We start from the raw sequence: 21,830 nt of genomic DNA, 5'->3' as shown, positions 1-21,830 counted from the left end.
GGCGGCCGAAGGTGGCCCCGTACGAGGTCACGTCGACGGTCAAGACCGTGGCGGCGGGCCGGCCGACCGACATCACCGTGACGCCCTCCCCCGACGGCACCCGCATCGAGCTCACCGGGACGATCGCGGCGGACGCCGCACCGCTGCTGCGCACCGCCCCGGTGACCGACCCGGCGGCGTTCGGCCGCAGCGCGCTGATCGGGGCGCTCGGGCGCGCCGGGGTGACGGTCACCGCACCCGCGACCGGCGCCAACCCGGCCGGGCGGCTGCCGAAGGACTACGCGGGACGGCCGCGCGTGGCCGCGTACACCTCCCCGCCCTACGCCCAGTACGCGAAGCTGATCCTCAAGGTCAGCCACAACCTGGGCGCCAACCTCGACATGTGCCTGCTGGCCGTCACCGCCGGCAGCCGCCAGTGCATGGACGGATTCCCCGTCCTGGCCCGCTTCCTCGACCGGGCCGGTGTCGACCGCCATCAGGCGGAACTGCTGGACGGCCGGGGCGGCAACCCGGCCGACCGCGCGACGCCGCGGGCCGTGGTGCAGATGCTGACGTACTGGCAGCGCACGCCCGAGGCCCGGCGGTTCCGCGAGTCCCTGCCCATCCTCGGCGTCGACGGCCTGCTGGCGGAGAACTGCCGCGACTGCCCGGCGCGCGGCAAGGTCTTCGCGAAGACCGGCGCGGCCGTGGGCCTGGACGCCCTCAACGACCGCCTGGAGGTCGGAGCCATCACCATCGGGGGCTACCTGGACAAGGGCGACGGCCGCTTCGACACCTTCTACGCGGGCGTCAACGGAGCCTCCACCCCGACGACGGACCCCGCGGGCGTGCTGAGCATCGCCAACGACCTGGCCCTGATCGCGGCCTACCTCCAGGAAGGCTGACCGCGCCGTCTCCTCACCGGCGGCCGGCCTCGTCACCCTTGAGGCCGGAGGGCGCCGGGGTGTCGTCGAGGAAACCGCCCGACTGGTGCTGCCACAGCTTCGCGTACGCGCCGTCCGTGGCGAGGAGCTCCTGGTGGGTGCCCTGCTCGACGATCCGACCCCGGTCGAGGACGACCAGCCGGTCCATGCCGGCGACGGTGCTCAGCCGGTGCGCCACCACCAGCGCCGTCCGCCCCTCCATGAGCCGCCACAGCGCCTCCTGGACGAGGACCTCGCTCTCGGAGTCCAGGGCGCTCGTCGCCTCGTCGAGGAGCAGGACCGGCGCGTCGCGCAGGATGGCCCTGGCGAGGGCGACCCGCTGGCGCTGGCCGCCCGACAGCTTGATCCCCCGCTCGCCGACCATGGTGTCGAAGCCGTCCGGGAGCGCGTCGGCGAACTCCGTGACGTGCGCCGCCTCGGCCGCGCGACGGATCTCGGCGTCGGTGGCGTCCGGCCGGGCGAAGGCGATGTTGTCGCGCAGGGTGCGGTGGAACATCGCCGGGTCCTGGGGTACGTAGGCGATCCGGCTGCGCAGGTCGGTCTGGCGCAGCCGGCTGATGTCCTGCCCTCCGATGAGGATCCGGCCGCCGTCGATGTCGGTCATCCGCAGCAGCAGCCGGGTGAGGGTGGTCTTGCCCCCGCCGGAGCGGCCGACGAGACCGATCCTCGCCCCGCTGGGCACGGCCAGGTCGAGTCCGGTGAACAGCGGCTCCGCGCCCGCGTGGGCGAAGGTCACCCCCTCGAAGCACACGTCGGCGCCCCCGGCGCGCAGCGGCTCCGGCGACGGCGGGTCGAGCACGGTGGGCGGGGCCAGCAGCAGTCCGGTGAACTGCGCGGCCTCCGTCATCGAACTCTCCAGGCGGCGGTAGATCTGGTTGAACTCGAACATGATCCGCGTGGCGTTGGCGTAGTACGTGAAGGCGACGACGACGGCCTCAACGCCGTGCGTTCCCCCGCCGAGCGCGACGGCGATCAGCAGCCCCAGCGCGTTGGTCAGTACGGACATCGGAGCGACCAGGGTGTCGATGCGCAGGTTGCCGTAGTCCCAGGACCGCAGCGTGAGCCGACGCGACTGCGCGACGCGGGACCGGTGTTCGGCGGCCTCCCGCTCCTCGGCGCCGAACGCCCGGACGGTGTCCATGTTCATCAGGCTGTCGGCGACGTGTCCGGAAACCCGGGCGATGGCCTCCTCGCGCTGGTCAACGAGGGCCTGACGACGCCGGATCAAGGGCATCACGCAGACGGCCGTCAGCACGATGAGCGTCAACAGCCCCACCACGAGCAGCGGTTCATACTGCCACAACACCACCGACCCGAACAGCAGCGGCACCAGGCTCCCCACGACGGAGAAGGTCAACGTGTCGACGAACTCCTCGAAGCGGGAGGCGAAGCTCAGCACCCGCTTGGTCAGCGACCCGGCGAAGTTGTCGTGGAAGAACGCGGCGTCCTTGGCGAACAGCTCGTCCATGCCGATGACGTACAGGTTCTCGATCCCGCGGGCGTCGAGCCGGTTCAGGCAGTGCAGCCCGCCGCGCCACAACCCTTCCGCGACCAGCAGCACTCCGGCGAACCCGAGCACGAACGGCAGCGCCGAACCGACGCCCGCACCGCCGTCGCCCGCGATGCGGCCGACGAGCTTGGCGACGACGAGCGGCGCGAGGTAGTTGATCCCGATGTTCCCCAGCGCGGGCAGCAGCATCGCCGGCACGGCCACCACCCGCTGCCGCGCCAGCTCCCGCCCGTAATACCGAAGCGCGAGGAGAACAGCCCCCCGCCCCGTCGTACCTTCACCCGACCCACGCGATCCCATGGCAACCCTGTGTCATAGTGCGGCTACCCACCGCATCCATCCAGGCAAGGCAGTCTCCCGCGCCAACACCCGCGCGGTCCACGCATTATTCCCACCCTTCATGACACAGAGCCCCGGGGCGGGAGGGCACTGTCCACCCTCCCGCCCCGGCGTCACCGCCCGGTCCTCACCGGGTGAGCAGGTGGGAGAAGAAGCCGATCGACGGGTTCTCCGGGGTGCCGACGAGGAGGGCCCGGTCGAGCAGGCCGTTGTTGTGCTCGCAGCTGGTCTCCGGGAGCATCACGCAGGCGTGGCAGGCGGCCAGGTTTGTACCGCCCGCGCCGGAAATCTCGGTCTCGACGCAGAGCGGGTCGGCGGAGCACCACTCGGCGCGGTCGACGGCCGAGCGCACCGCCTGGGCGAGGCGGTCGGTTTCGCCCTGGGCCACCAGGCCGCCGAGGCTGCCGGCCGAGTCGCTGGTCGCCGTGTAGATCAGCACGCCGACCATGTCGTCACCCGAGTAGATCCGCTCGCGGAGCGAGGCGGCCGGGTAGCCGGAGTCAAGGCTCCACTCGTTGATCATCACGTGCGCGAGGGTGTGCAGCAGGACCATGCGCGGGGTGGCGGGGGAGGACGGGATTCGGGCCGGGTCGGAGGCCCGCTCGACCAGGACCCGCTGGTGCCGGTCGCGGATGCGTTCCACGCGGGCGGCGACGGCGGGCAGTTCGGCCCAGGCGTCGACCTTGCCCTCATCGAGCCGGAGGAAGACTCCTTCGCCGTGGACCTCCATGGCGGGCAGCCAGTCGGTGGGGGCGAGGGAAAGCTCCGCCTCATGGCCCTCGGAAGAGCTCTCGGGGTCGATGACCCGCGTGAAGGCCTTGAGGGCGCGGACCTCGCGGAGCTTCTTCACCAGCATCGGGGCGACCAGACCCAGGCCGGTCAGCGGCTCTCCGTCGCCGGTCGGGGGCTCGCAGACGAACTGCTCGGTGTGGGAGCCGGAGTCCTCCGGGTTACCCGCGCACAGCCGTTCGTACTCGAGGTCGCGCAGGGCCCGGTAGCGCTCTGCCTGGTCGAGCTCCGTACCGTCCTCTCCGGTGGGGTCCTCGGCCTCCATCGCGGTGAGCAGTTCCATGACCCGCTCGGGGCTCACCGGGGAAGGGGTCCCGTCGAAGATGTACTTCAGATGGATCTCGATCTCGGCAACGGTGGAGCAGGAGCGGAGCTTGTCCCAATGCTTGTCCAGGCCGTGCACCCGGGTGTCGCTCCACGGGGGGATGGACAGGGCCGAGCGGAGCACGGGCTGCCAGACGGAGGAAGAACCACGCTGGAGGGTCCTGGGCGGCTGGGAGCAGAGGAGGTCGGGGGCCTTCAGCCAGGGGCGCTTGCCCTCGCAGCGGATGTTCAGGTCCCTGAGGGCGCCGCGCCGGAAGGAGCCCTCCATGGATACCTCCGGCACTCCACAGGAACAGGACAGCACCACCGATCGGAGCGAGGAGGTGCGCCCCGAGGAACGCAGGCTCAGCCGGCCGCCGCAGAGGCCGGCCGCCCCGCCGTCGCCGCGGCGACCGCGGTGCAGCCACTTCCAGTACGGGAAGTCGGCGATGTGCCCGTCCTCGCAAGCCACCACGAATCGCGAGGGCACCAGGGCCTCGGAGCACTCGGCGCACTCGTTGCGACCGGGCGGCGAGTTGAACTTCCGTACGTGGTCCAACGCGTGGCACTCGGGGCAGTGGTGCCACAGCGGGAAGCGGCGGACCCGGACACCGTCACGGCTGCCGTCGCCGGACGCGGGCGGGAGTCGGAACCGGCTGACGCCCAGCACGCGGGCCAGGCGCGGCTCGTAGATCACCGGGGCTTCATCACGGGGCCACTGCCCCTCGGCGTCGTCGATACCGGAAACGATGAACGACTCCTGCTCCACGGCGATCAGTGACCCCACGCCATAGGTGGTGATGGCCTGGGCACGGCGGACCGCGCCGCGGCGGGGCAGGGTGCGGGCCGGTGGGGCGGAGCCGTCGGTGCCGCGCCGGCGGCGGGGAGGGGGCGGGGTCATCGGGATGCCTCCATGAACAGGGCGGACTCGGCGTCGACGTCGCGCAGGGACCACAGGGTCTCCCACGCCTCGACGTCCTCCAGGGCGTCGTTGTACGGCTTGAGCAGCGACGGGACACGGCGTCCGCGCTTCGGTTCGTAGTACAGGCCGCCGTGCGCCTCGGCCTCCTCGTACCACCAGTCGACGAACTCGTCGAAGGCCGCGGCCACGTGGAACACCTCCTTGGCGGCGATGTCCGCCGGGGAGACCTTTTCGACCCGTTCGAGGATCACCGGGCGGATCTTCTCCCTCAACTCGTCCAGGAAGACGTCGATGTTCCCCGCGGCATCGTCGGCACGGGCTGCGGGGATCAGGATGCGGGCCAGGGCGACGATCACCGCGTGCAGGCCGCGGTCTCGTGCTCGGGCCGAGAACGGGGTCACCGAGGTGGACTCGACTTCGCGGTAGAGGGCGGAGTGGAAGTGCTGGAAGTTCTCGTAGTGGGAACGGTCACGGGAACGGCCGGCGTTGAGCATCACCGCCACCAGGCCGGGGTGTGCACGGCCCACGCGGCTGGTGGCCTGGATGTACTCGGCGGTGGTCTGCGGCTGGCCCATGACGGCCATCAGGCCGAGCCGGTCCACGTCCACGCCGACGGCGATCATGTTCGTGGCCAGGAGCACGTCCACCACGTGGTCACTGCCCGGGAGCCGTCGCTCGATCTGCTTCAGGCGGGTCGGGATGTCGCTGGCGTCGACCCGGCTGGTCAGCTCGGAGTGGTTTTCGACGGAGCGCCGCTCGCAGCCGTCGCGTTCGGCCAGGTGCTCGAGGTAGGCCACGACGTCGTCGTGGACCTGGAGTTCGGCGGCGGACAGCAGGCGCAGGCTGTTGAAGTAGCCGACCAGCGTCCAGTAGGCGTCGCGCACTTCCTCGGTGGTGTCGGCCCGCATCGCCTGATGGAGCAGGGTGGCGTAGGTACGGATCAGCAGGGTGGACTGGCTGGTGCCGGGTGCGAGCAGACCCACGTAGCGGCGGGACGCCTTCTCGCTCGCGGGGGTCTCCACGGCGAACCAGGAATCGCGGGCGTCCAGGCCGGCGGGCGGGAACTGTCGCACCTCGCGGGAGAACAGGGCCTTGCCCTGGTCGGCGGCGCGGCGGATGGTCGCGGTCGAGGCGATCACCTTGGGACGGTCGGCGAGTACGTCGACGGCCGTCTCGTACAGACCGGTCAGGGTGCCGAGCGGGCCGGAGATCAGATGCAGTTCGTCCTGCACGATCAGCTCCGGGGGCGGGGTGGAGTCCTGCCGGTCCCGGTTGAAGAGGGCGGCGGTCTGCGCACGCCACGGCATCGAGGCGAACTTGTCGACGGTGGCGATCACCAGGGTGGGCCGGGCCCGGTACATGGTCTCGTCGATCAGGTGCACGGGCAGTCCTCCGGCGAACACGCAGTCGGTGCCGGGGCAGCGCACGTCCATCCGGACGGACTCCTCGTCGACCGAGTAGTGGTGGGCGTCGAGGGCGGTCCCGCACCACGGGCAGGCATGCAGCTGGACCGGATTCTCCTTCTGGAGCACCTTGCCGGAACGGGCGGCACGGAGCTGCCCGGAGGCGACCTTCAAGGTGTTCGGGGTGGCGGAACGGCCCACCCACATACCGAGGGAGATCTCCTCGTGGCCCAGCTCGGCGGGGTTCTCGCGGCGCATCCGCTCCATGGCGCAGATCAGGATCGCGGCACGCTCGAACTGCTGGAGGGTGAGCAGGCGCAGTGTGTACCGCATCAGGACGGTGACGCCGCCGCCTGCCACACCGAGCCGCATCCGCCGCAGGAAGGCGGTGAGCGCGATCAGGCCCAGGTACGCCTCGGTCTTGCCACCACCGGTGGGAAACCACAGCAGATCCGACACGTCCCGGTCGGGGTGCTTCGGGTCGTCCACCCCGGCCAGGCACAGCAGCACGAAGGCGATCTGGAACGGACGCCAGCGCGCGGAGGCAGGGTCCGGCTCGCCGACCCGGCCTTCCTTGACCCAGGCGTTGCGGGCCCGCTGGGTCGCCATCGCCCGGTTGGCCAGGCGGAAGGCCCGCATCAGGTCGGGCTTGTCACGCAGCAGCGCGATACCCTCCCGGAGCCGGTCCAGGGCCTCCCCGCACGACTCGACCTGGGCGACTGCGGCCTTCTCGTACGAGGTGCCGGCCAACGCGGCGACTTCGGCCCGCTTGCGGTCGATCCACCGCTCGTAGCCTGTGGCCAGCCCTTCCAGAGCGCCGAGCACCTCGACGTCGGGGGCGTCGGCGAGGCCCAGCATGGTGAGGGAACCGGCGTCGATCTCCGGGTTGGAGTCGGTGAGCAGCACCTCATGGGTGGGCACGAACTCGGTGCGCACCTCGACCACGCCCGCACGCACCACATCGGTGAGGCCGACCGGGGGCGGGGTCCAGTCCCACATCGCCGCACAGCCGTGGCCGGCGGCGAAGGTGGGGGCGTGCCGGTGCAGCAGCCGGCTGGTCTCCAGCTCGGGGTCCATGGCGGACAAGGCGGTGGGGCGCTCCACGAACGCGCTCGACCCGTTGGCGGCACGGACCGTCAGCCCGGTCTGGAACAAGGCGAAGGCGTCCTGGAGTTCCCGCTCGCCCACCTTCTGGGTGTTGACCAGGGTGACCGTGACGGTGACCGTACCGGTCTCCGGCGACGGACGGCGTACGTGCACGTCCAGGCGGGCCGTGCCGTCGACCAGGTCGCGTGAGGCACCACGCCCCGGGTACGTCACGTCGACCGTGGTGTCCGGCAGGTCCAGCTGCACCCGACGCCAGCGCTCCCGCTGGTCGGAGGTAGTGCGGGCCTCGCTGCGGCGGGCCGAGACCTTCCGGCCCTCGTCGTCCTCCGGCTCGTACACGGCGGCGCGCGCCGAGATCACGATCTCCCGACAGGCCGCGAGGTCGACAGCGAAGGTCAGGCCGACCGTGGACGGGCGCCGGTCACCGGTGTTGGGACGCTCGACGGTCGGCCGGGACTCGTCGAGGCTGTCCGCCCCGGTCACAGGCTCCTCGTCCAGACCCTCCTCCTCGGAGGCATCCTCCCGGAGACGAAGGCCCGCCTCGTCGTCCGCCGGGCGGGGGAAGAGCACTCCCGTGGAGTAGCGGGTGATCGGGGCGTCCTGGTCCAGCACTTCGGCGCGGTCATCGGTGGAGGCGTCGACATCGGGGCCCAGCAGCTCACGGCGGAGCCGGGCCACCAGGTCCTCGCGGACCTCGTAGTGCGCGGCGTGCCGCCCTGCGTGAATGGTCATTCCTGCTCCTCCTCGGCCCCGGCGGGACGCCGGAACCTTCCGATTCCGCTGATGCGGGGGGCGATCCACACCCCGTGGTCGCCCAGGCCCGCGTTGGCCCCGGCGGCGGTGCTGCCTGCGACCGACTCCAGACAGTCGATCCGCAGGCCGGAGATCTCCTCGGGCCACTGGATCTCCCAGGTCGTACCGACCTTCAGGACGGAGTGCAACGCACTCCTGAAGACCTCGGCGGCGTCGCCGATCTCCCGTCCCTCGTGCAGCAGCGCGTACCGAGGGCTCTGCTCGGGGCCCATGGGGAGGCTGTCGCGCAGCCGGAACATCACCGCGTCCCCGGGCCGCACCCGCCCCAGCAGGTACGACTGGGCTCCGAAGGCGTCGTTCATGACGTCGGCCGGTTCCAGGGCGCACACGTCGCCGGCCCGCACCTCGACGCCGTCGCGCCGCCACCTGTGGCGCGGGTTTGGAACTCCCCGGTACCAGCGGCCGGTCGGCTTGTGCTTGAGTACCGTCACCGTGTCCGGCGCGGCGACGCGGTACAGGTCCTCTCGGGCCCTGGTCATCGCCACGTAGAGTGCGCGCGCCTCGGCGGGCACGTCGAGTTCGTCGTTGCGACGCCTCAGCTCGGCCACGGTCGGCGGGGTGAGCAGCACCACCCGGTCGAACTCCAGGCCTTTGGAGCGGTGCACCGTGCACACGACCAGTCGGGCCGGTTCCGGGTCGGCCAGCTCGTCCGGGAAGCGGCGCTCCGCCACCAGTCGGCGCAGCCGCTTCACGTCGAGCGTTCCCCGACCGGTACCGCGCGCCGCCGCACGCAGGGCCCGCCAGACCCGGTCCGGGTCGGTCCCCTCGGGCAGTGGCATCCCGCGGAGCAGCTCACGCAGCCGCTCCTCGGTCAGCGTGGCGGCCTCGGTGCGGCGCAGCAGCTCGGCGGCCCAGTACGGCACCGGCCGGTCCTGGAGCGATCGCCGCAGAGCGTGGGGCACGCCCTGGGCGTGCAGTAACTCCGAGACGAGAAGGGCCTGACGGTTGTCGCGGGTCAGGATCGCACCGGTGCCGGGGAAGGAGCGCAGCGAGTCCAGGGTGAACAAGTCGCCGAGCGAGCCCAGGTCGGGCAGGTCGAGCAGCAGCTCCCGCAGCTCCCCGTGGCGCCGTTCGGCCGCCGCGTCGGCGCCCTCGGGAGCGCTGCCGATGCCCTGCACGGCGGGGCCGAGCGGGAGCGCGATCCGTGCTTCGGGGGTGACGGCCCTGAAGTTCCGCGTCAGTCGCAGCTCCACCAGGTCGTCGGTGTAGGAGGCCCGCACCCAGCGGAGGAAGAGGTCGGCGCGATCGGCGTACTCCTCCGGATCCTTGATCTGGAAGTCGTAGATCGCCTGGGCGGAGTCGCCGACCAGGGTGAACCCGCAGGAATCCTGGAGTCGGTCGAGCAGCGACTCCACCATCTCCCGGCGCACTCCCACGAGGTCCTGCACCTCGTCGATGATCACGTGCGCGGGCGAACCGGACTCCAGGGACTCCAGGGTGCCCTTCTCGATGGCGTCGGTGGCCGCCCGGATGCGCTCGTCGAAGGACAAATCGGACCACCCGCCCTCCGGGTACGCCTGCACCAGCAGGGAGTACGCCCAGGAGTCGAAGGTCTGCACCCGCACCCGCCGGGCGTGCTCGCCGTGCCGGGCGATCCGGTCCCGCAGCTCACGAACGGCGGCTCGGGAAAAGCTGAGGACCAGCAACTCGGAGGCCTCCAGGGCCTCCTCCGGTTCGAGGGCGCCGACGAGCGCGTCCATGCGCCGCACCAACGTGTGGGTCTTGCCCGTCCCCGCCCCGGCGGTGACCAGCAGGCGGGTGTCCCAGGGCTGGTCCACGACGGCCTGCTGCTCGGGTGTGAGGACAGGCCCGTCCTCGGAGGCGAAGGTCACTTCTTGCTCCACAGGTGCTCGAACTCGGTAAAGGCGAGGGCGGTGTCGAAGTTCCGGATGTTGTCGCGGACGTTGAGGATCAGGCAGGTCTCCTTGCCACCGTTGAGGGGGCCGCGCAGACCGCGTCCGATCATCTGCTGGTACACGTTCGGGCTGTAGACGGGTCGGGCGACCACCACGGCGCGGGTGGCGGGGGCGTCGAAGCCCTGGGTGAGGACGCCGTAGTTGGTGAGCACCCGCACCCTGCCGTCCCGGAACTCCCGCACACGGGAGCGACGGTCGCTGTCGGAGGTGGTGGAGTCCACCGAGGACGCGGAGATCCCGTGGTCCTTCAGGCGGGCCGCCAGGTACTTGGCGTGCTCCACCGAGGTGGCGAACACCAGCACCGGCCAGCCCTCGGGCATGGCCGCGATCTCCGAGACGATGCGACGGCTGCGGTCGTGGTCGTCGGCCAGCCGTTGCTCGGCGGCCTTGGACAGCAGGCTGAACTGCTCGGTGCTCTCCCGCTCCTGGCGGGACAGCTCGATGGTGCCGCCGGTCAGCTCCCGATGCTCGACCTGCGCCAGCACTCCCAGCTTCTGGAGGTGTCCGTAGGCGCCCTCGGAGGGGAAGACGCCCTCGTCCAGGCGGCGCGCACCGAACCGGTTGACCAGGCGGCGGGTCTCCTCCTCGTTGTCGCCGCGGAACGGGGTGGCGGTGAGACCCAGCAGGTGCCGCTCGGTCCGGTGCTGGGTCAGGCCGAGCAGGCTCAGGATCTCGGTGTAGCGGGGGCTGGTCGCCACATGTGCTTCGTCGACCACGACCAGCGCGGCGGCCCGCAGCCAGGTGTATCGGTCGGTGTCCAGGCACGTCTGGAGCTTGGCGTCGGTGGCCACGACGAGCTGCGGCCCGTCGGTGACCGGGGCCGCCTCGTTCGAGGTCCACAGCCTGTTGATCGTCAGTCGGGTCTGCGCACCGGCCTTGCCCCAGACGAACTGCCAGCTCTGCACCGCCTGTTCGCACAGTTCCTCGGTCTGGGCGATCCACAGGATCGGGCCCTTGAGGTCGCCGGCCTGCTTGACCCAGCGGATCACGGCCTCGGCTGTGACGCGCGTCTTGCCGGCGCCGGTGGGCAGCGACAACATGGCCCGCTGCGGGGCCAGTCGGTCCAACATCTCGAAGATGTTGAGGGCGAGGCGTTCCTGGTATTCGTGCAGGCGCGGGAAGTCGCGCGGACCGTCCACCGTCAGGCTCTGTTCGAGGGTCGGGGCCCGGTGACCGGCGAAGGGCGCGGGCAGACCGAGTTCGGAGACGAAGGAGACCGCCGCCGAGCCACCGGTGTAGGACGATGGGGCGCCAGGGAAACGCTCCTGGATGTCGCGGACGTGGGTCTTGAGCACGGTGTCGCCGTGCGCGTTGAACGCCATCTGTGCGATCCGACGCCCGGTGGGCCCCTGCCCGCCCAGCTCCTGGCGCTCGGCCTCCATCAACCCGGCGGGCAGCCGGTCGCGCAGGGACTCCGCGCCGATCAGCAGCTCCAGTTTGGCCGTCACGTCCTGGGCATCGCGGATCGCCTTCAGTGCGGACCGCACCTTCTCGTCCTGCTCCTGGCGGGCCTGGGCGTCCAGCACCGCGCGGCAACCGGCCTCGCCCATCCGCAGACCCAGCTCACGGTCCACGGCCCGCAGCAGGCCGAGCCGGTCCAGCGAGTCCAGGGCCTTGATCACGTTGCCCTGGCGTGCGCTCTCGAGGGACTTCGCCCGTGCGCCGTGCGGGGTGCGGACGACCTCCTCCAGCGTGGAGCAACGCAGCAGGGAGTACGTGCCGACCGAGGTTCCCATCTTCTGCCGCAGCGTCGGGAACTCCTCGGACAGGGGGACCGCCTGCACGGTCGACTCGTGGCGGGTCTCGCGGCTGACGACGTCGTCGTGGCGCAGCATGCCCCACTGGTCGACCATGAGGTCGGCGGACTCCTGGTCCGGAAGCAGCAGGGCCGGCACCCGCTCGGCCCGCAGCGAGCGGTACTCCTCCGGGCTCGCGGCGACGGCGATCTCGCCGTCCTCCCGGGTGTCCCAGGCGTCGCCGATCCTGCAGCGGGTCAGGGAGCCCTCGGGGAAGTCGATCTCCAGGCGGGTCAGCAGGGCGTAGGTGGAGCCGACGAACGAGTCGTCCTCGCTCTCCTGGAGCTTCTCCAGCAGCTGTTCCCACTGTCGGGGACGGACCTTCTCGACGCTGTCCGCGAGTCCCAGCTTGCGGGCCTTCTCCTGGCTGATCGAAGCCACCGGGAGCACGTCGCGGTAGCCGTCGAGCTGCGGGCCCACCGCCTCCTTGAGAGACTTGAGGCCCTGCGAGGTCCTGATCCGACCATGCCGGGTGAGCATCCAGCGGATCGGGGACTGGGCAGTCCGACGCGTGCCGGCCTGCACACCGATCTGCAGCGTCCAGTTCTCGATCAGCGCGTCCTCGGGCAGCGCCTGGAGGAATGCGGCGCGGGCCTCCTCCGAGAGCCGGGGCAGCAGGTGGAGCGGTCCGCCGACAGGAGCACCCTCGATCCGGGTCCTGGCAAGGGTCGGTCGGCTCGCCCGGTCGTCGAGCGTGCGGCAGTACGCGGCGTGCGCGACCTGCCGGTACTCCTCGAACCAGGGCTCCGCCTCGGGCTTGTGGCCGGAGGTCGGGCGGTCCCGCAGGCCCAACTCGCGGAAGAAGCCCGCGTCGTCGGAGTGGAACCGCATGTCCACCGCGACCCCGGGGTCGCTCTCCGCGGTGACCACGACACCCGGCAGCATGCAGTCGCGCATGACGTGGAAACGGCCGTCCGCCGTCCGCACCATCAGGGTGTCCATCGGTACCGGTACCCGATTGGTCACCTCGTGGCCCACCACGGAGGCGCCCGCCCGGTGGAACAGTTCCCAGAACCGGATCCACTCCTGCGGACCGTACGAGGCGAAGCCCTGGTCGAGGATGCTCACGAAGCGCCCCCGGACGTCGGCCTCCTGGATGCCGAGGGTGGTGAGGGCGGAGGAGAGCGAAGGGTCGTCGGACAGGGCACGGTCCACGTAGACCAGCGACTCCCGCAGACCGTCCTCCTCGGCGCGCCGGTACACCACACCGCCCACCGGGGCGACCAGGCCGTGCTCCTCGGTGAGCACGATCCTGGCCTTCCGGGCCTCGACGGCGCAGGAGGCCTTCGACTCGATCATGTCGGCGACGATGCGGATCGCGGTCTCCGAAGCCTTCGCCGAGCCGTCGGAGACCAGTGCCTCCAGCCACTCGACGACCGAGGCCCGGTGCCGTCCGGCCGCGCCCAGGATGTGCTGGATCTTGCCCGACCGCAGGTCCGTGGCCTCGACCGAAGGGTGCACCCACCGGCGGGGCCGCCCGTCGTACGAGTGCCAGGTCCGCAGCCATCGGTTCCGCAAGGTACTGTCCCGCCCCAGGTCGGGGTGGATGTCGAGCTCACCGGGGGTGCGCAGGACTCCGTCCTGGTCCGGCAGGGACGGACGCACCGCGGTCGCGACCCAGATCTGTTCGGTGAGCAGGCCGTCGGCCCAACTGATGACCTCCACGCCCTTGGTACGGCCGGGCAGCAGCGGGAGGTACGCGCCGGGGTCCTCGGCGGGGGCGAGCTCGGGCAGCGACCCGACCACCAGACGGGCCGCGACCTGGATCATCTCGACGTTGAAGGGCGACGAGTCCAGCAGGTTCTGCCGGTCCTCATTGGTCTTCCACGCACCGTTCAGGATGCCGCTGAGGGTCATCTCGTACTTGGTCGGAAAGAAGGACCAGAACCTGCCTCGTCCGCGGGCATCGGCGGCGCTGAGCAGACCGGTCCGTTCGTCCGCCCGGTAGCCGGGCACCGCCCAGGCCACTTCCACGGACACCCGGTCGTGCAGTTCACCGGCGTCGCGGCGGGCGGTCTGGGTCGGCTCGTGCGTGTGGGTGAAGACCTGCCACCGCGAGGTGGCCGGCGGCTTGCCGACGCGCTCCTCGTGGACCGTGCGCAGGCTGCCGTCCTGCCCGGCGCGGAGTGCCCGGCGTGCGATCGGGCGGGGCCTGCGGTCCTCCATGACCACCTGGCCCACATGCGGGGAGAACAGGTGGAAGCCGGAGGGGAATTCCTCACGGGTCTCGTGGCTGGCCACGCCCTGGTGCCCGTGCATGTCCTTGCCCAGCCGGTCGGCCGCGCCGGGCAGCAGCGGCAGGCGGACCACCGTGGTGGCCCACTCCAGCAGCTCATCCAGCACCCGGTCCTGGAGGCGTTCCGCGCTCATGTCCAGCTCACGGGCCATGCGCAGCACGGGCGCCTCGAACTCGTCGCCGTGCCGCTCGCGCACGCCGGGAACGTTCCGGATCCGCTCGTACGACCAGGCCCGATCGAAACCGAAGCTGCCGGTGCGGCTGAAGAACTCGGGGGCGTCGGTCACGACCAGGACCGACTTCACGCCCACGCCGAACCGGCCGATCTGCCCGCCGCGCTTGCGGGACGTGCTCATGCGCAGGATGGTCTCCGCACCCTCGGCGGTGACCGGCTCACCCTGGTTGGCGCAGTACAGGTGGGTGTCGGTGAGCACGACGTGGATCCGACCGCCGGGATCGTCACGGATCTCGTCGGCGGCGTTCTGGACCAACTCGAAGAGCTGACGGTCGCCGTACCCGCCCTGGGTGATGCGGCGCTCGCCGTTGGCGTGCTCGGGGATCAGGCCCGGGTCGACACGGTAGGTCTCCAGGACTCGAAGGGACTGCTCGGTGACGGTGCGGATCACCGGGGACTGCGGATCGGCCACGAAAGGTTCCACTTCGGGACGGTGGGACGGACGGACAGAGACGACGGTCGGTGCTGTCAACAGGCGAGTTGCACGGTGAACGTGACGGTGACGGTGACGACGCGCTGGCGGCCGATCGGGTTCCGGATCGAAAACCGGCTCGTACGGAAATCCGTGTACGGACCCCCGGAGGAAAGTCAGGGAAGAAGACACAGCTGTGCCTTGGGAGAGAGGTTGTCCCAAGTTGCTTGCGGGGCAGCCGAGATCGAACTCAACCATGGGTTCCCGCCGGTCCGCAAGGGGCGTTGTCGCGCCGATTCCATACCCAATTCCGAAGGATTTCCAGGGAATTGGCGTGCGAATCGGGCGGATTCTCAAGATCCGCTTTGAGTGCTCCGACAGTGCACTCGAGCCGGCATCCCTGTCTGTCAAAGAGCTTTTGACAAGAACCCTTCGACGTCAACAGCGATGCGGTACGGTGGCTTTCACCTCGTGAACAAGGCATGCAAGCGGAAGCAGGTGGGACGTGAAGGCGGCTGAGGATTTCGGCCCCTGGCTGGCGCGCCAGCTCAAGAACGCCAGGAAGAGCCAGACCGATCTGGCGGAGGAGCTGGGCATGACCAGAGCCGCCGTCTCCGCCTGGATCGTAGGCCGCTCGGTCCCCCGGGACGAAACCATCCGACGCATCGCCGAGGTGCTCAAGACCGACCTGGAGACCATCCACACCCGCAGCACCGACGCCCAGGCGGGGCTGCCGATCTCCTGGTACCACCGCCCGGCCCACGCCGACGGCGGCCGTGAGTACGGCAACGCCGCCGCGTTCGCCTTCGAAGCCGACGTCTCGGTCCTCGCCCGCGAGGCCACCCAGAACAGCCTCGACGCGCGCCTCGACCCCTCCGAGCCCGTCCGGGTCCGGCACACCCTGCACGAACTCACCGGCGAGGCCCTCGCCCGCTTCCGCGAGGCCATCGACTGGGAGCGGCTGCTCCCCCACTACGAGGCGCTCACCGCCGACAGCGGCAAGCAGGGCAAGGTCTCCCGCACGATCGCGGCCGGACTGCGTGACATGTACCAGCACGACCGCCTGGTGCTGCTCCGTGTCGACGACTACAACGCCACCGGCCTGACCGGCGGCGATTACGACAACGGGCTCTTCGCCGCCGTCGTCCGTCGACAACTCGACAGTCACAAGAACGACGTCGGGGCAGGCGGCTCCTACGGCTTGGGCAAAGCCACCCTCTGGGCCACGAGCCGACTCGGCCTCGTACTCATCAACTCCACCCTGTCCGAGCCCCACGAGGGTCGCACCGAGCGCCGCCTGATCGGCCGGCTCGATCTCCCTTGGCGCGAGGTCGACGGTCGGGAGTTCGCGGGCCCGGCCTGGTTCGGGCGTCCTGACCCCGACGCCAGGTCCACTGACGTGGCCCGTTCCTGGTGGGCGGACGAGGAGACCGTCGAGAAGCTCCATCTCACCCGCGACAGCGCGGCCCCCGGCACCTCCTTCCTCATCGTCGGCGCCCACGACGTCGCCAGTCTGGCGTCCGGCGCCGGCACGGTCGACGAGGAGGAGAACACCGACGACGACTCCGTCCACCGAGTGCACGCCCGACTGGTCGACGCGCTCGGCCGCAACTTCTGGGCCGCCATGACCGGAGGCGGTGGCCAAAAGCCGCACCTGGAAGCGTCCGTCCGCACCTATCGCAACGGCGAGGTCCTCATCGCCGAGGAGCACGTGGATCCGGCTGTCACCCAGCCCTCCCGCACCCGCGCCCTGCGCGCCTACCTCGAAGGCGACACCGTCGACCGCCTCACCGCCCCCGGTCAGGTCGCGCGCGCCACCGTGCAGCTGAACGTGCCCTTGCACGGCGGCCAGATGCGCGGCGGCGTACCCCACGAGGCGGTACTCCTGGTCACCAACGCCGAGGACGCCGACGGCCGCCCCAACCGGCTCGTCTCCATGCGGGGCAACCACATGACCGTCAAGGACAGCGCCGTCGGCAACGTCCCGATCGGCACCAATCCCTTCCAGGCCATCCTGCTCACCGGCCGCGCGGCAGGTCGGGAAGCCCCCGGTGCCGAGGCCGCCGAGGAGTTCCTCCGTGCCTCCGAACCGCCCGAGCACAACAAGTGGGGCCAGACCGAGGAACTCCGCCTCAGCTACTCGCCTTCCGCCCACCGACGCATCACCGCCCTGACCACCGCTGCCAACAACTCGGTACGCGACCTGGTCGCCGTGCCCCGGGCCAAGCGCCGCAGCGGCGGAGAAGCCAAGATCGCGGGTCGGCTCAAGGTGGGTGGCGCCGCGAAGAAGGCGCGGCCCGTCGGGGCGGCGGCCTTGCCCGAGCTGGACAACGTGGACGCGCTGATCGACGAAACCGGAGCCTGGTCGGTCACCGTCGACCTGCGGGTGCCGCCCGGCGTCGACACGGACCGCCCGCTCACGCCGATCGCCAAGTTCGACGTGCGCTCCGGCCCCCGTCCCGCCGCGCCCTGGAAGGACCTCGTCGCCGTCAGCGGTTGCGAGGTCGGCGACGGGGCCCTGCGTCTGGTCCCCGGCAGCCGCAAGGCCGTATTCCGGGGCGTCACCGACGTGTCCCGCCACCCGGTTCGGGCCCAACTCACCGGACTCGTGGTCGAACTCCGCATCGGAAAGGGGGAGCAGGCGTGAAGGTCTACCCCTACCGACGGCTCACCGGCAACGTGTCCTGGCGCGTCGAAAGCGCCCAGCTCAAAGCCGAGGGTGAGCCCTGGGAGGACGTGGAGAGCAAGTACATCTCCACCGTCGAACGCGTCCTGGCCCTCGGACCCGACGAGGACCGCCCCGACTGGACCCAGGCCCGACTTCGTCTCTCCGTCGGCCTCCCGGCCAAGGCGGTGGACCCCGCGGGGCCCTGGCAGGACGTCAAGGTCGTCGCCGTGCTCACCGAGCGCGCCACCAACACCCGTACGGCCGTGGAGTTCTCCCCGGTGTCCGACGACGGTCGCGAACGGACCGCCGAGCTGTACATCCACCGCTGCGACCTCCTCGACCGCGCCCCCCTCTCGGTCCACGTCGTCGCCACCGTGGAAGGCGTCCCCGGCCGGGTGATCGCCACCTCCGACGTGGAATGGTTCATCGACGTCATCGAGGCCGCGCCCTCGCTCGCCCGCGAACTCGACGTCAGGATGGTCGGCTTCGCCTCCGGGGCGAGCCGGCTCCAGCGCTTCAAGGACTCCCCCTGGCTGGTTGACACCACCGGACGGATCCCCGTCGTACGCGTCAACGCCGACTTCGACGGGCTCGGCGACCTGTTCGCAGCGGACGGCGGAAACGGCGCGGAGAGGACCGTCCGGGAACTCCTCCTCACCCAGATGTGCTCCGAGGTCTGGACCGCCGTCTTCCACTCCGCCGTCGGCGACCTGGAGGTCGAGGAGGACGGCACGCCGCTGTTCCCGCACGGCTGGCAGGGCGAGGTGCTCCGGGAGATGCTCCCCGACGTGTACCCCGATCGTGAGCCGGAGCACGCCCTGCGCGAGCTCCACGCGGCCCGCACCGGAGCCTCCGCCACCGGCTGGGGAGAACTCCAGCCCCGAATCCACTTCGCCGCCTCCCGGCGTGCGGGCGTCCCCCGGACGCTCACCACCACCATCCGCGACCTGGAACGACTCACGCAGGGAGACGACGCATGACCGACCGGCCCAGCCACTTCCCGGAGCGCCTCGCACTGCTCCCGAATGCCGAGGCGGCCGAATTCCTCACCGAAGGACTGTTCACCGGCCGCGAGGACGTGCCGAGCATCAAACTCAACCAGGTCGCCGAACCCTTGCCGCACTCCGACCGACGTGGCGAACTGCGGCCCGTCCGGGACCTGGTCGAGGACGCCATGGCCTACTGCCGGAACCACGAGCTCAAGGCCACGCAGGCCGACGCCTGGCTCGCTCCTCGTCTACACGCGGCCCTCCGGCTCACTCGCCGCGAGGCAGCCGACCCCGGCGTCTGGAACTACCTTGCCCTCGGTGTCGCCCCGGACTACGTGCTCTGGCGGCACCTACCGGAACCCAAGGACGGCAAGGTCGCCAAGGTGGTGGTCGAACGCTTCCGGGGGCAGTACCACAAGCAGTCCTTCGCCCGCCTCTGGTGGACGGCCGAACTCTTCCGCAACGGCTGGGATTACAACCCCGTCGTCACGGCATGCGGCAACCAGGACATCCTCAACACCGCCCTGCGCATGTCCGTGATCAACCACCGGCCCACCGCCCAGGCGATCGTCCGACTGGTCACGAAGGGCGTGATCGCCACCGGCCGTGAGGTCAACGCCCTGGTCGGAGCCGTCAACGCCTCCGCCGCGACGCTGATGTACGACGTGATCGCCCCCGACGCCGAGCGCGAGTCCCGTCCGCTGCTCGACTGGATCGACGAGGCCGAAACCGCCCGCCAGGTGTCACGGAACGCGCTGCCGACCGGCCCCGACGAGGAGCCGGCGCCAGAGTCCTCGGTGAGCACGCTGGTGGACTACTTCGCCGAACTGTTCACGGACGCATCGGTCCGGGGACGGGACGAGTCGGAGGAGGCCGAGAGGGAGGACTGATCCTCGGGCTTCGGGCAGTCGGGGCCACAGTCGTCCGAAGCTCCGCAGCCCTCCTTGCGGAGAGCGGCGCGCTCCTCGTCGCCGACCTTGGGCCAGTCCTCCCGCAGGTTCTCCTCCGGCGGGAGCGGCAGCGCCAGCGCCGCCGCGAGCACGTGCATCCCGAACAGTGGGGGCACCGCGTTGCCGACCTGCTGCGACTGATCACCTCCCGACCAGGGGTAGTTGGGCGGGAAGGTCTGGAGGATGCCGGCCTCGGGGATGGTCAGGCGATCCGGGGCGTGCGGGGTGATGCCGTCCAAGTGCCGTACGGCGTTCCGGGAGACCTTCCCCGTGACCGTGAACGACGGTTGGCCATCGGTCCGGATGCCGCGCTTCTTCGGATCGCCGCCGCTGCCGTAGTTCGACACGATCTCGAAAGAGGACTTCCTGCCCGCGGGCCTCTGCTTGGTCGCCTTGAGTACTTCTCCCATCGAGACCCAGGGCTTCGGCCTCTCTTCGGTTCCCACGATCGGCAGCTGGTCCTGGACGACCCGGGCCACCACGCTCGCGTCCTCGGGGCCACCCTGCATCGGCTTGTGCGGGTTGTAGGTGTGGTGAGTCGACGGGGGAAGCGGAGGGGTGCCGTGCTTCTCGAGCCGCGCGATCAGGATCGTACGGCGGCGAGTCTGGGGGACGCCGTACGCCTCGGTGTGCAGAGTCTCGACCTTGGCGACTTTGTACCGCACTCTCGACGCGTCGTTGCGTGGCAGGCCCCTCTCCAGGGCTGTCTTGTAGACCCCCCAGAGAGCCTTGACCGCGGGCACCTGTTCCAAGACGATCACGTCGAACGGTCGTCCCTCCCGGTTCGAGCAACCGAGAGCCTTGATCGCGTACCGGAGGGGTTCCAGGACCAGAGCGGTTCTGGGGTCTCCGCCCAGCTTCCTCAGCTGCTCGTCGATCTCTTCCTCACCGGCACCGTCGACCAGCTGGCCGATGAGCTTCTCGACCTTGTCCAGGGCCTTGCGCCCCGCGCCGTGGCCCGCCACCGAGTACGTCTGGCACGGCGGACCGCCGGCCAGCACGTTCAGTTCCTTGGGCAGCTCGTGGAACCGCTCCCGACGCACCGCACTGACGTCCGCATGCCACGTGGGGAGCCCGGCCGCGTAACGCGTCTCACAGGCGCCTTCGTCCCACTCGATTCCGAGCGAGGGCACGTCGAGCATGTGCGCGGCCACGTCAAGACCACCCGGACCGGCAAAAAGATCCAGAATATATGGGGCCTCAAGGAATCGAGCGACTGCGTCCGAGCTGGTCATGTGGCGAAAGTTTAGCCTGCGGCGGTCGGTGCGACCTACGGCGCCGGCGCTTCCACCGCAGGTCCGCCCGGGCGCCGTACCGGCCGTGCTCGCGGGGCCCGAGAACGATCGAGGGCTGTTTCGGATTCCTCCGGAACAGCCCTTCGATGTACGACTTCGAAAGCCGCTTGATCAGCACTGTCGTGCAGCCGGTGGGCAGCACGGTAGTAGGAGAGCCGGGTTTCGGTCAGCCTGCGTACGGCATGGCCGCCGCACTTGCCGCACCAGTCGAAGTCATCGCGGGCCGGCAGGTCCGCCACGGTCTAGAGGTCGTCGCTCGCCGCGAGGCCCCGGTGGCGAGAGGTCCAACGGGGCAATCGCCGGCAGACCCTCCCACACGGTGACGAGCAGCAGCGTGCCGGAGCGGCCGGTGTCGAGGCTCCGCACGTGGGGACGCCACGCGCCATGGTGAACAGGCGCCGATTGTGTTCCTTGTCACGCTCCCGATACGTCCCACCGGCAACACCCTGAGCCCGGGCCGCAAGGCCCAAACCGGCACCGAAGTGGCCATCCTGCCGTGCACCGCAGTGACCCGAAAACGGGTGCTCGTCAGCCTCTGGCGCGGGACCGACCTCCTTGATCCAAGGAGTGATCACGCTCTCCAGGTCACCCCACACTGAGGCTCCACCGATCCAATCCGTCCAGGATGTCTGGCTCGCCCCCGCGCCAACGCCCCTCCGTGCCCTCCGTGCCCTCCGTGCCCTCCGGCAGGTTCTCGAGGTGGCTCTCCTTCGCCCAGTCCGTCAGCCAAGTGAAGTGGGCGATGACTGCCAGCGCCCTGTGCAGGCTCTGGGCTGCGTGGCGCCAGTGGGACAAGGACCGCTCCTGCAGCCCTTCGGCCTTCCTACGCGCTTCCACCACGGGTTGGACGCCCTGGAGACCGCGGACACCGTGATCGTCCCGGAGTACCTGGAGCCCGACCCACCCTCCGCCGCGGTCACCGCCGCGCTCGCGGAGGCGGCGACCCGCGGCAGCCGAATGGTGTCCATCTGCTTGGGGGCGTTCGCCCTCGCCGCCGCCGGCCTGCTCGACGGCCGCCGGGCCACCACCCACTGGCGGTACGCCCCGGCGCCGGCTACGCAGTACCCGCAGGTGACGGTGCAGCCGCACGAGCTGTACATCGACGAAGGCCAGGTGCTGACCTCGGGCAGCGTCGCCGCGGGCCTCGACCTGTCCCTGCATCTCATCCGCCGCGATCACGGCGCCCGCCTGGCGAACCAGCGGGCCCGCCTGCTGGTCGCCGCC

Annotated in this window: 11 protein-coding genes; 5 read left to right on the top strand and 6 right to left on the bottom strand. The window is 70.6% G+C overall.

Annotation, left to right across the window (positions count from 1 at the left end; all coding sequences use genetic code 11):
* On the top strand, window positions 1-884 hold an 884-nt coding region (locus tag ACFV0Q_RS20005), incomplete at its 5' end, for a D-alanyl-D-alanine carboxypeptidase (protein ID WP_385007112.1).
* Between the two features lie 13 nt (window positions 885-897).
* Here ACFV0Q_RS20005 and ACFV0Q_RS20000 read toward each other — a convergent pair.
* From ACFV0Q_RS20000 to ACFV0Q_RS19980, 5 genes are all read right to left on the bottom strand, one after another.
* Window positions 898-2,733, bottom strand: a complete 1,836-nt coding sequence (locus tag ACFV0Q_RS20000) for an ABC transporter ATP-binding protein (RefSeq protein ID WP_385007109.1) — start codon at window positions 2,731-2,733, stop codon at window positions 898-900.
* Between the two features lie 166 nt (window positions 2,734-2,899).
* Entirely contained in the window at window positions 2,900-4,765 is a 1,866-nt protein-coding gene (drmB, locus tag ACFV0Q_RS19995; protein WP_385007107.1) for a DrmB family protein, read from the bottom strand.
* Complete coding sequence (locus ACFV0Q_RS19990; RefSeq protein WP_385007105.1) at window positions 4,762-8,028, bottom strand: helicase-related protein; 3,267 nt, start codon at window positions 8,026-8,028, stop codon at window positions 4,762-4,764. The genes drmB and ACFV0Q_RS19990 overlap by 4 nt, the downstream gene beginning before the upstream one ends.
* Window positions 8,025-9,941, bottom strand: coding sequence for a UvrD-helicase domain-containing protein (locus ACFV0Q_RS19985; RefSeq protein WP_385007103.1), 1,917 nt, complete (start codon window positions 9,939-9,941; stop codon window positions 8,025-8,027). The genes ACFV0Q_RS19990 and ACFV0Q_RS19985 overlap by 4 nt, the downstream gene beginning before the upstream one ends.
* Window positions 9,938-14,704, bottom strand: a complete 4,767-nt coding sequence (locus ACFV0Q_RS19980; RefSeq protein ID WP_385007114.1) for a DEAD/DEAH box helicase — start codon at window positions 14,702-14,704, stop codon at window positions 9,938-9,940. The genes ACFV0Q_RS19985 and ACFV0Q_RS19980 overlap by 4 nt, the downstream gene beginning before the upstream one ends.
* Before the next feature lie 505 nt (window positions 14,705-15,209).
* On the opposite strand from ACFV0Q_RS19980, the gene ACFV0Q_RS19975 reads away from it, so the two are divergent.
* From ACFV0Q_RS19975 to ACFV0Q_RS19965, 3 genes are read left to right on the top strand one after another with little or no spacing between them, the layout of a single operon-like run.
* The gene (locus ACFV0Q_RS19975; protein ID WP_385007101.1) at window positions 15,210-17,351 is read left to right on the top strand and encodes a helix-turn-helix transcriptional regulator; all 2,142 of its coding nucleotides are present in this window, start codon (window positions 15,210-15,212) and stop codon (window positions 17,349-17,351) included.
* Entirely contained in the window at window positions 17,348-18,352 is a 1,005-nt protein-coding gene (locus ACFV0Q_RS19970) for a hypothetical protein (RefSeq protein WP_385007099.1), read from the top strand. The genes ACFV0Q_RS19975 and ACFV0Q_RS19970 overlap by 4 nt, the downstream gene beginning before the upstream one ends.
* A complete protein-coding gene (locus ACFV0Q_RS19965; protein ID WP_385007097.1) occupies window positions 18,349-19,251 on the top strand; it encodes a DUF6339 family protein in 903 nt (300 codons plus the stop codon). The genes ACFV0Q_RS19970 and ACFV0Q_RS19965 overlap by 4 nt, the downstream gene beginning before the upstream one ends.
* On the opposite strand, the gene ACFV0Q_RS19960 is transcribed toward ACFV0Q_RS19965, so the two are convergent.
* Window positions 19,176-20,546 carry a DNA cytosine methyltransferase gene (locus ACFV0Q_RS19960; protein WP_385007095.1) on the bottom strand — a complete coding sequence of 457 codons (1,371 nt, stop codon included), beginning with the start codon at window positions 20,544-20,546 and terminating at the stop codon, window positions 19,176-19,178. The two genes, ACFV0Q_RS19965 and ACFV0Q_RS19960, sit on opposite strands and share 76 nt — an antisense overlap.
* An 846-nt stretch (window positions 20,547-21,392) precedes the next feature.
* Between ACFV0Q_RS19960 and ACFV0Q_RS19955 the strand changes: the two genes are divergently transcribed.
* Window positions 21,393-21,830 (top strand): DJ-1/PfpI family protein (locus ACFV0Q_RS19955; RefSeq protein WP_385007093.1); only part of this gene is annotated, 438 nt, incomplete at its 3' end.

The organism is Streptomyces sp. NPDC059564, from assembly GCF_042735575.1.
Lineage (GTDB): Bacteria > Actinomycetota > Actinomycetes > Streptomycetales > Streptomycetaceae > Streptomyces.
This window is presented reverse-complemented; position numbering and strand designations above follow the sequence as displayed.

Coding starts and splice junctions, on each gene's coding strand:
- ACFV0Q_RS20000 (WP_385007109.1), bottom strand. CDS start 2,733: ATGGGATCGCGTGGGTCGGGTGAAGGTACGACGGGGCGGGGGGCTGTT.
- drmB (WP_385007107.1), bottom strand. CDS start 4,765: ATGACCCCGCCCCCTCCCCGCCGCCGGCGCGGCACCGACGGCTCCGCC.
- ACFV0Q_RS19990 (WP_385007105.1), bottom strand. CDS start 8,028: ATGACCATTCACGCAGGGCGGCACGCCGCGCACTACGAGGTCCGCGAG.
- ACFV0Q_RS19965 (WP_385007097.1), top strand. CDS start 18,349: ATGACCGACCGGCCCAGCCACTTCCCGGAGCGCCTCGCACTGCTCCCG.
- ACFV0Q_RS19960 (WP_385007095.1), bottom strand. CDS start 20,546: ATGACCAGCTCGGACGCAGTCGCTCGATTCCTTGAGGCCCCATATATT.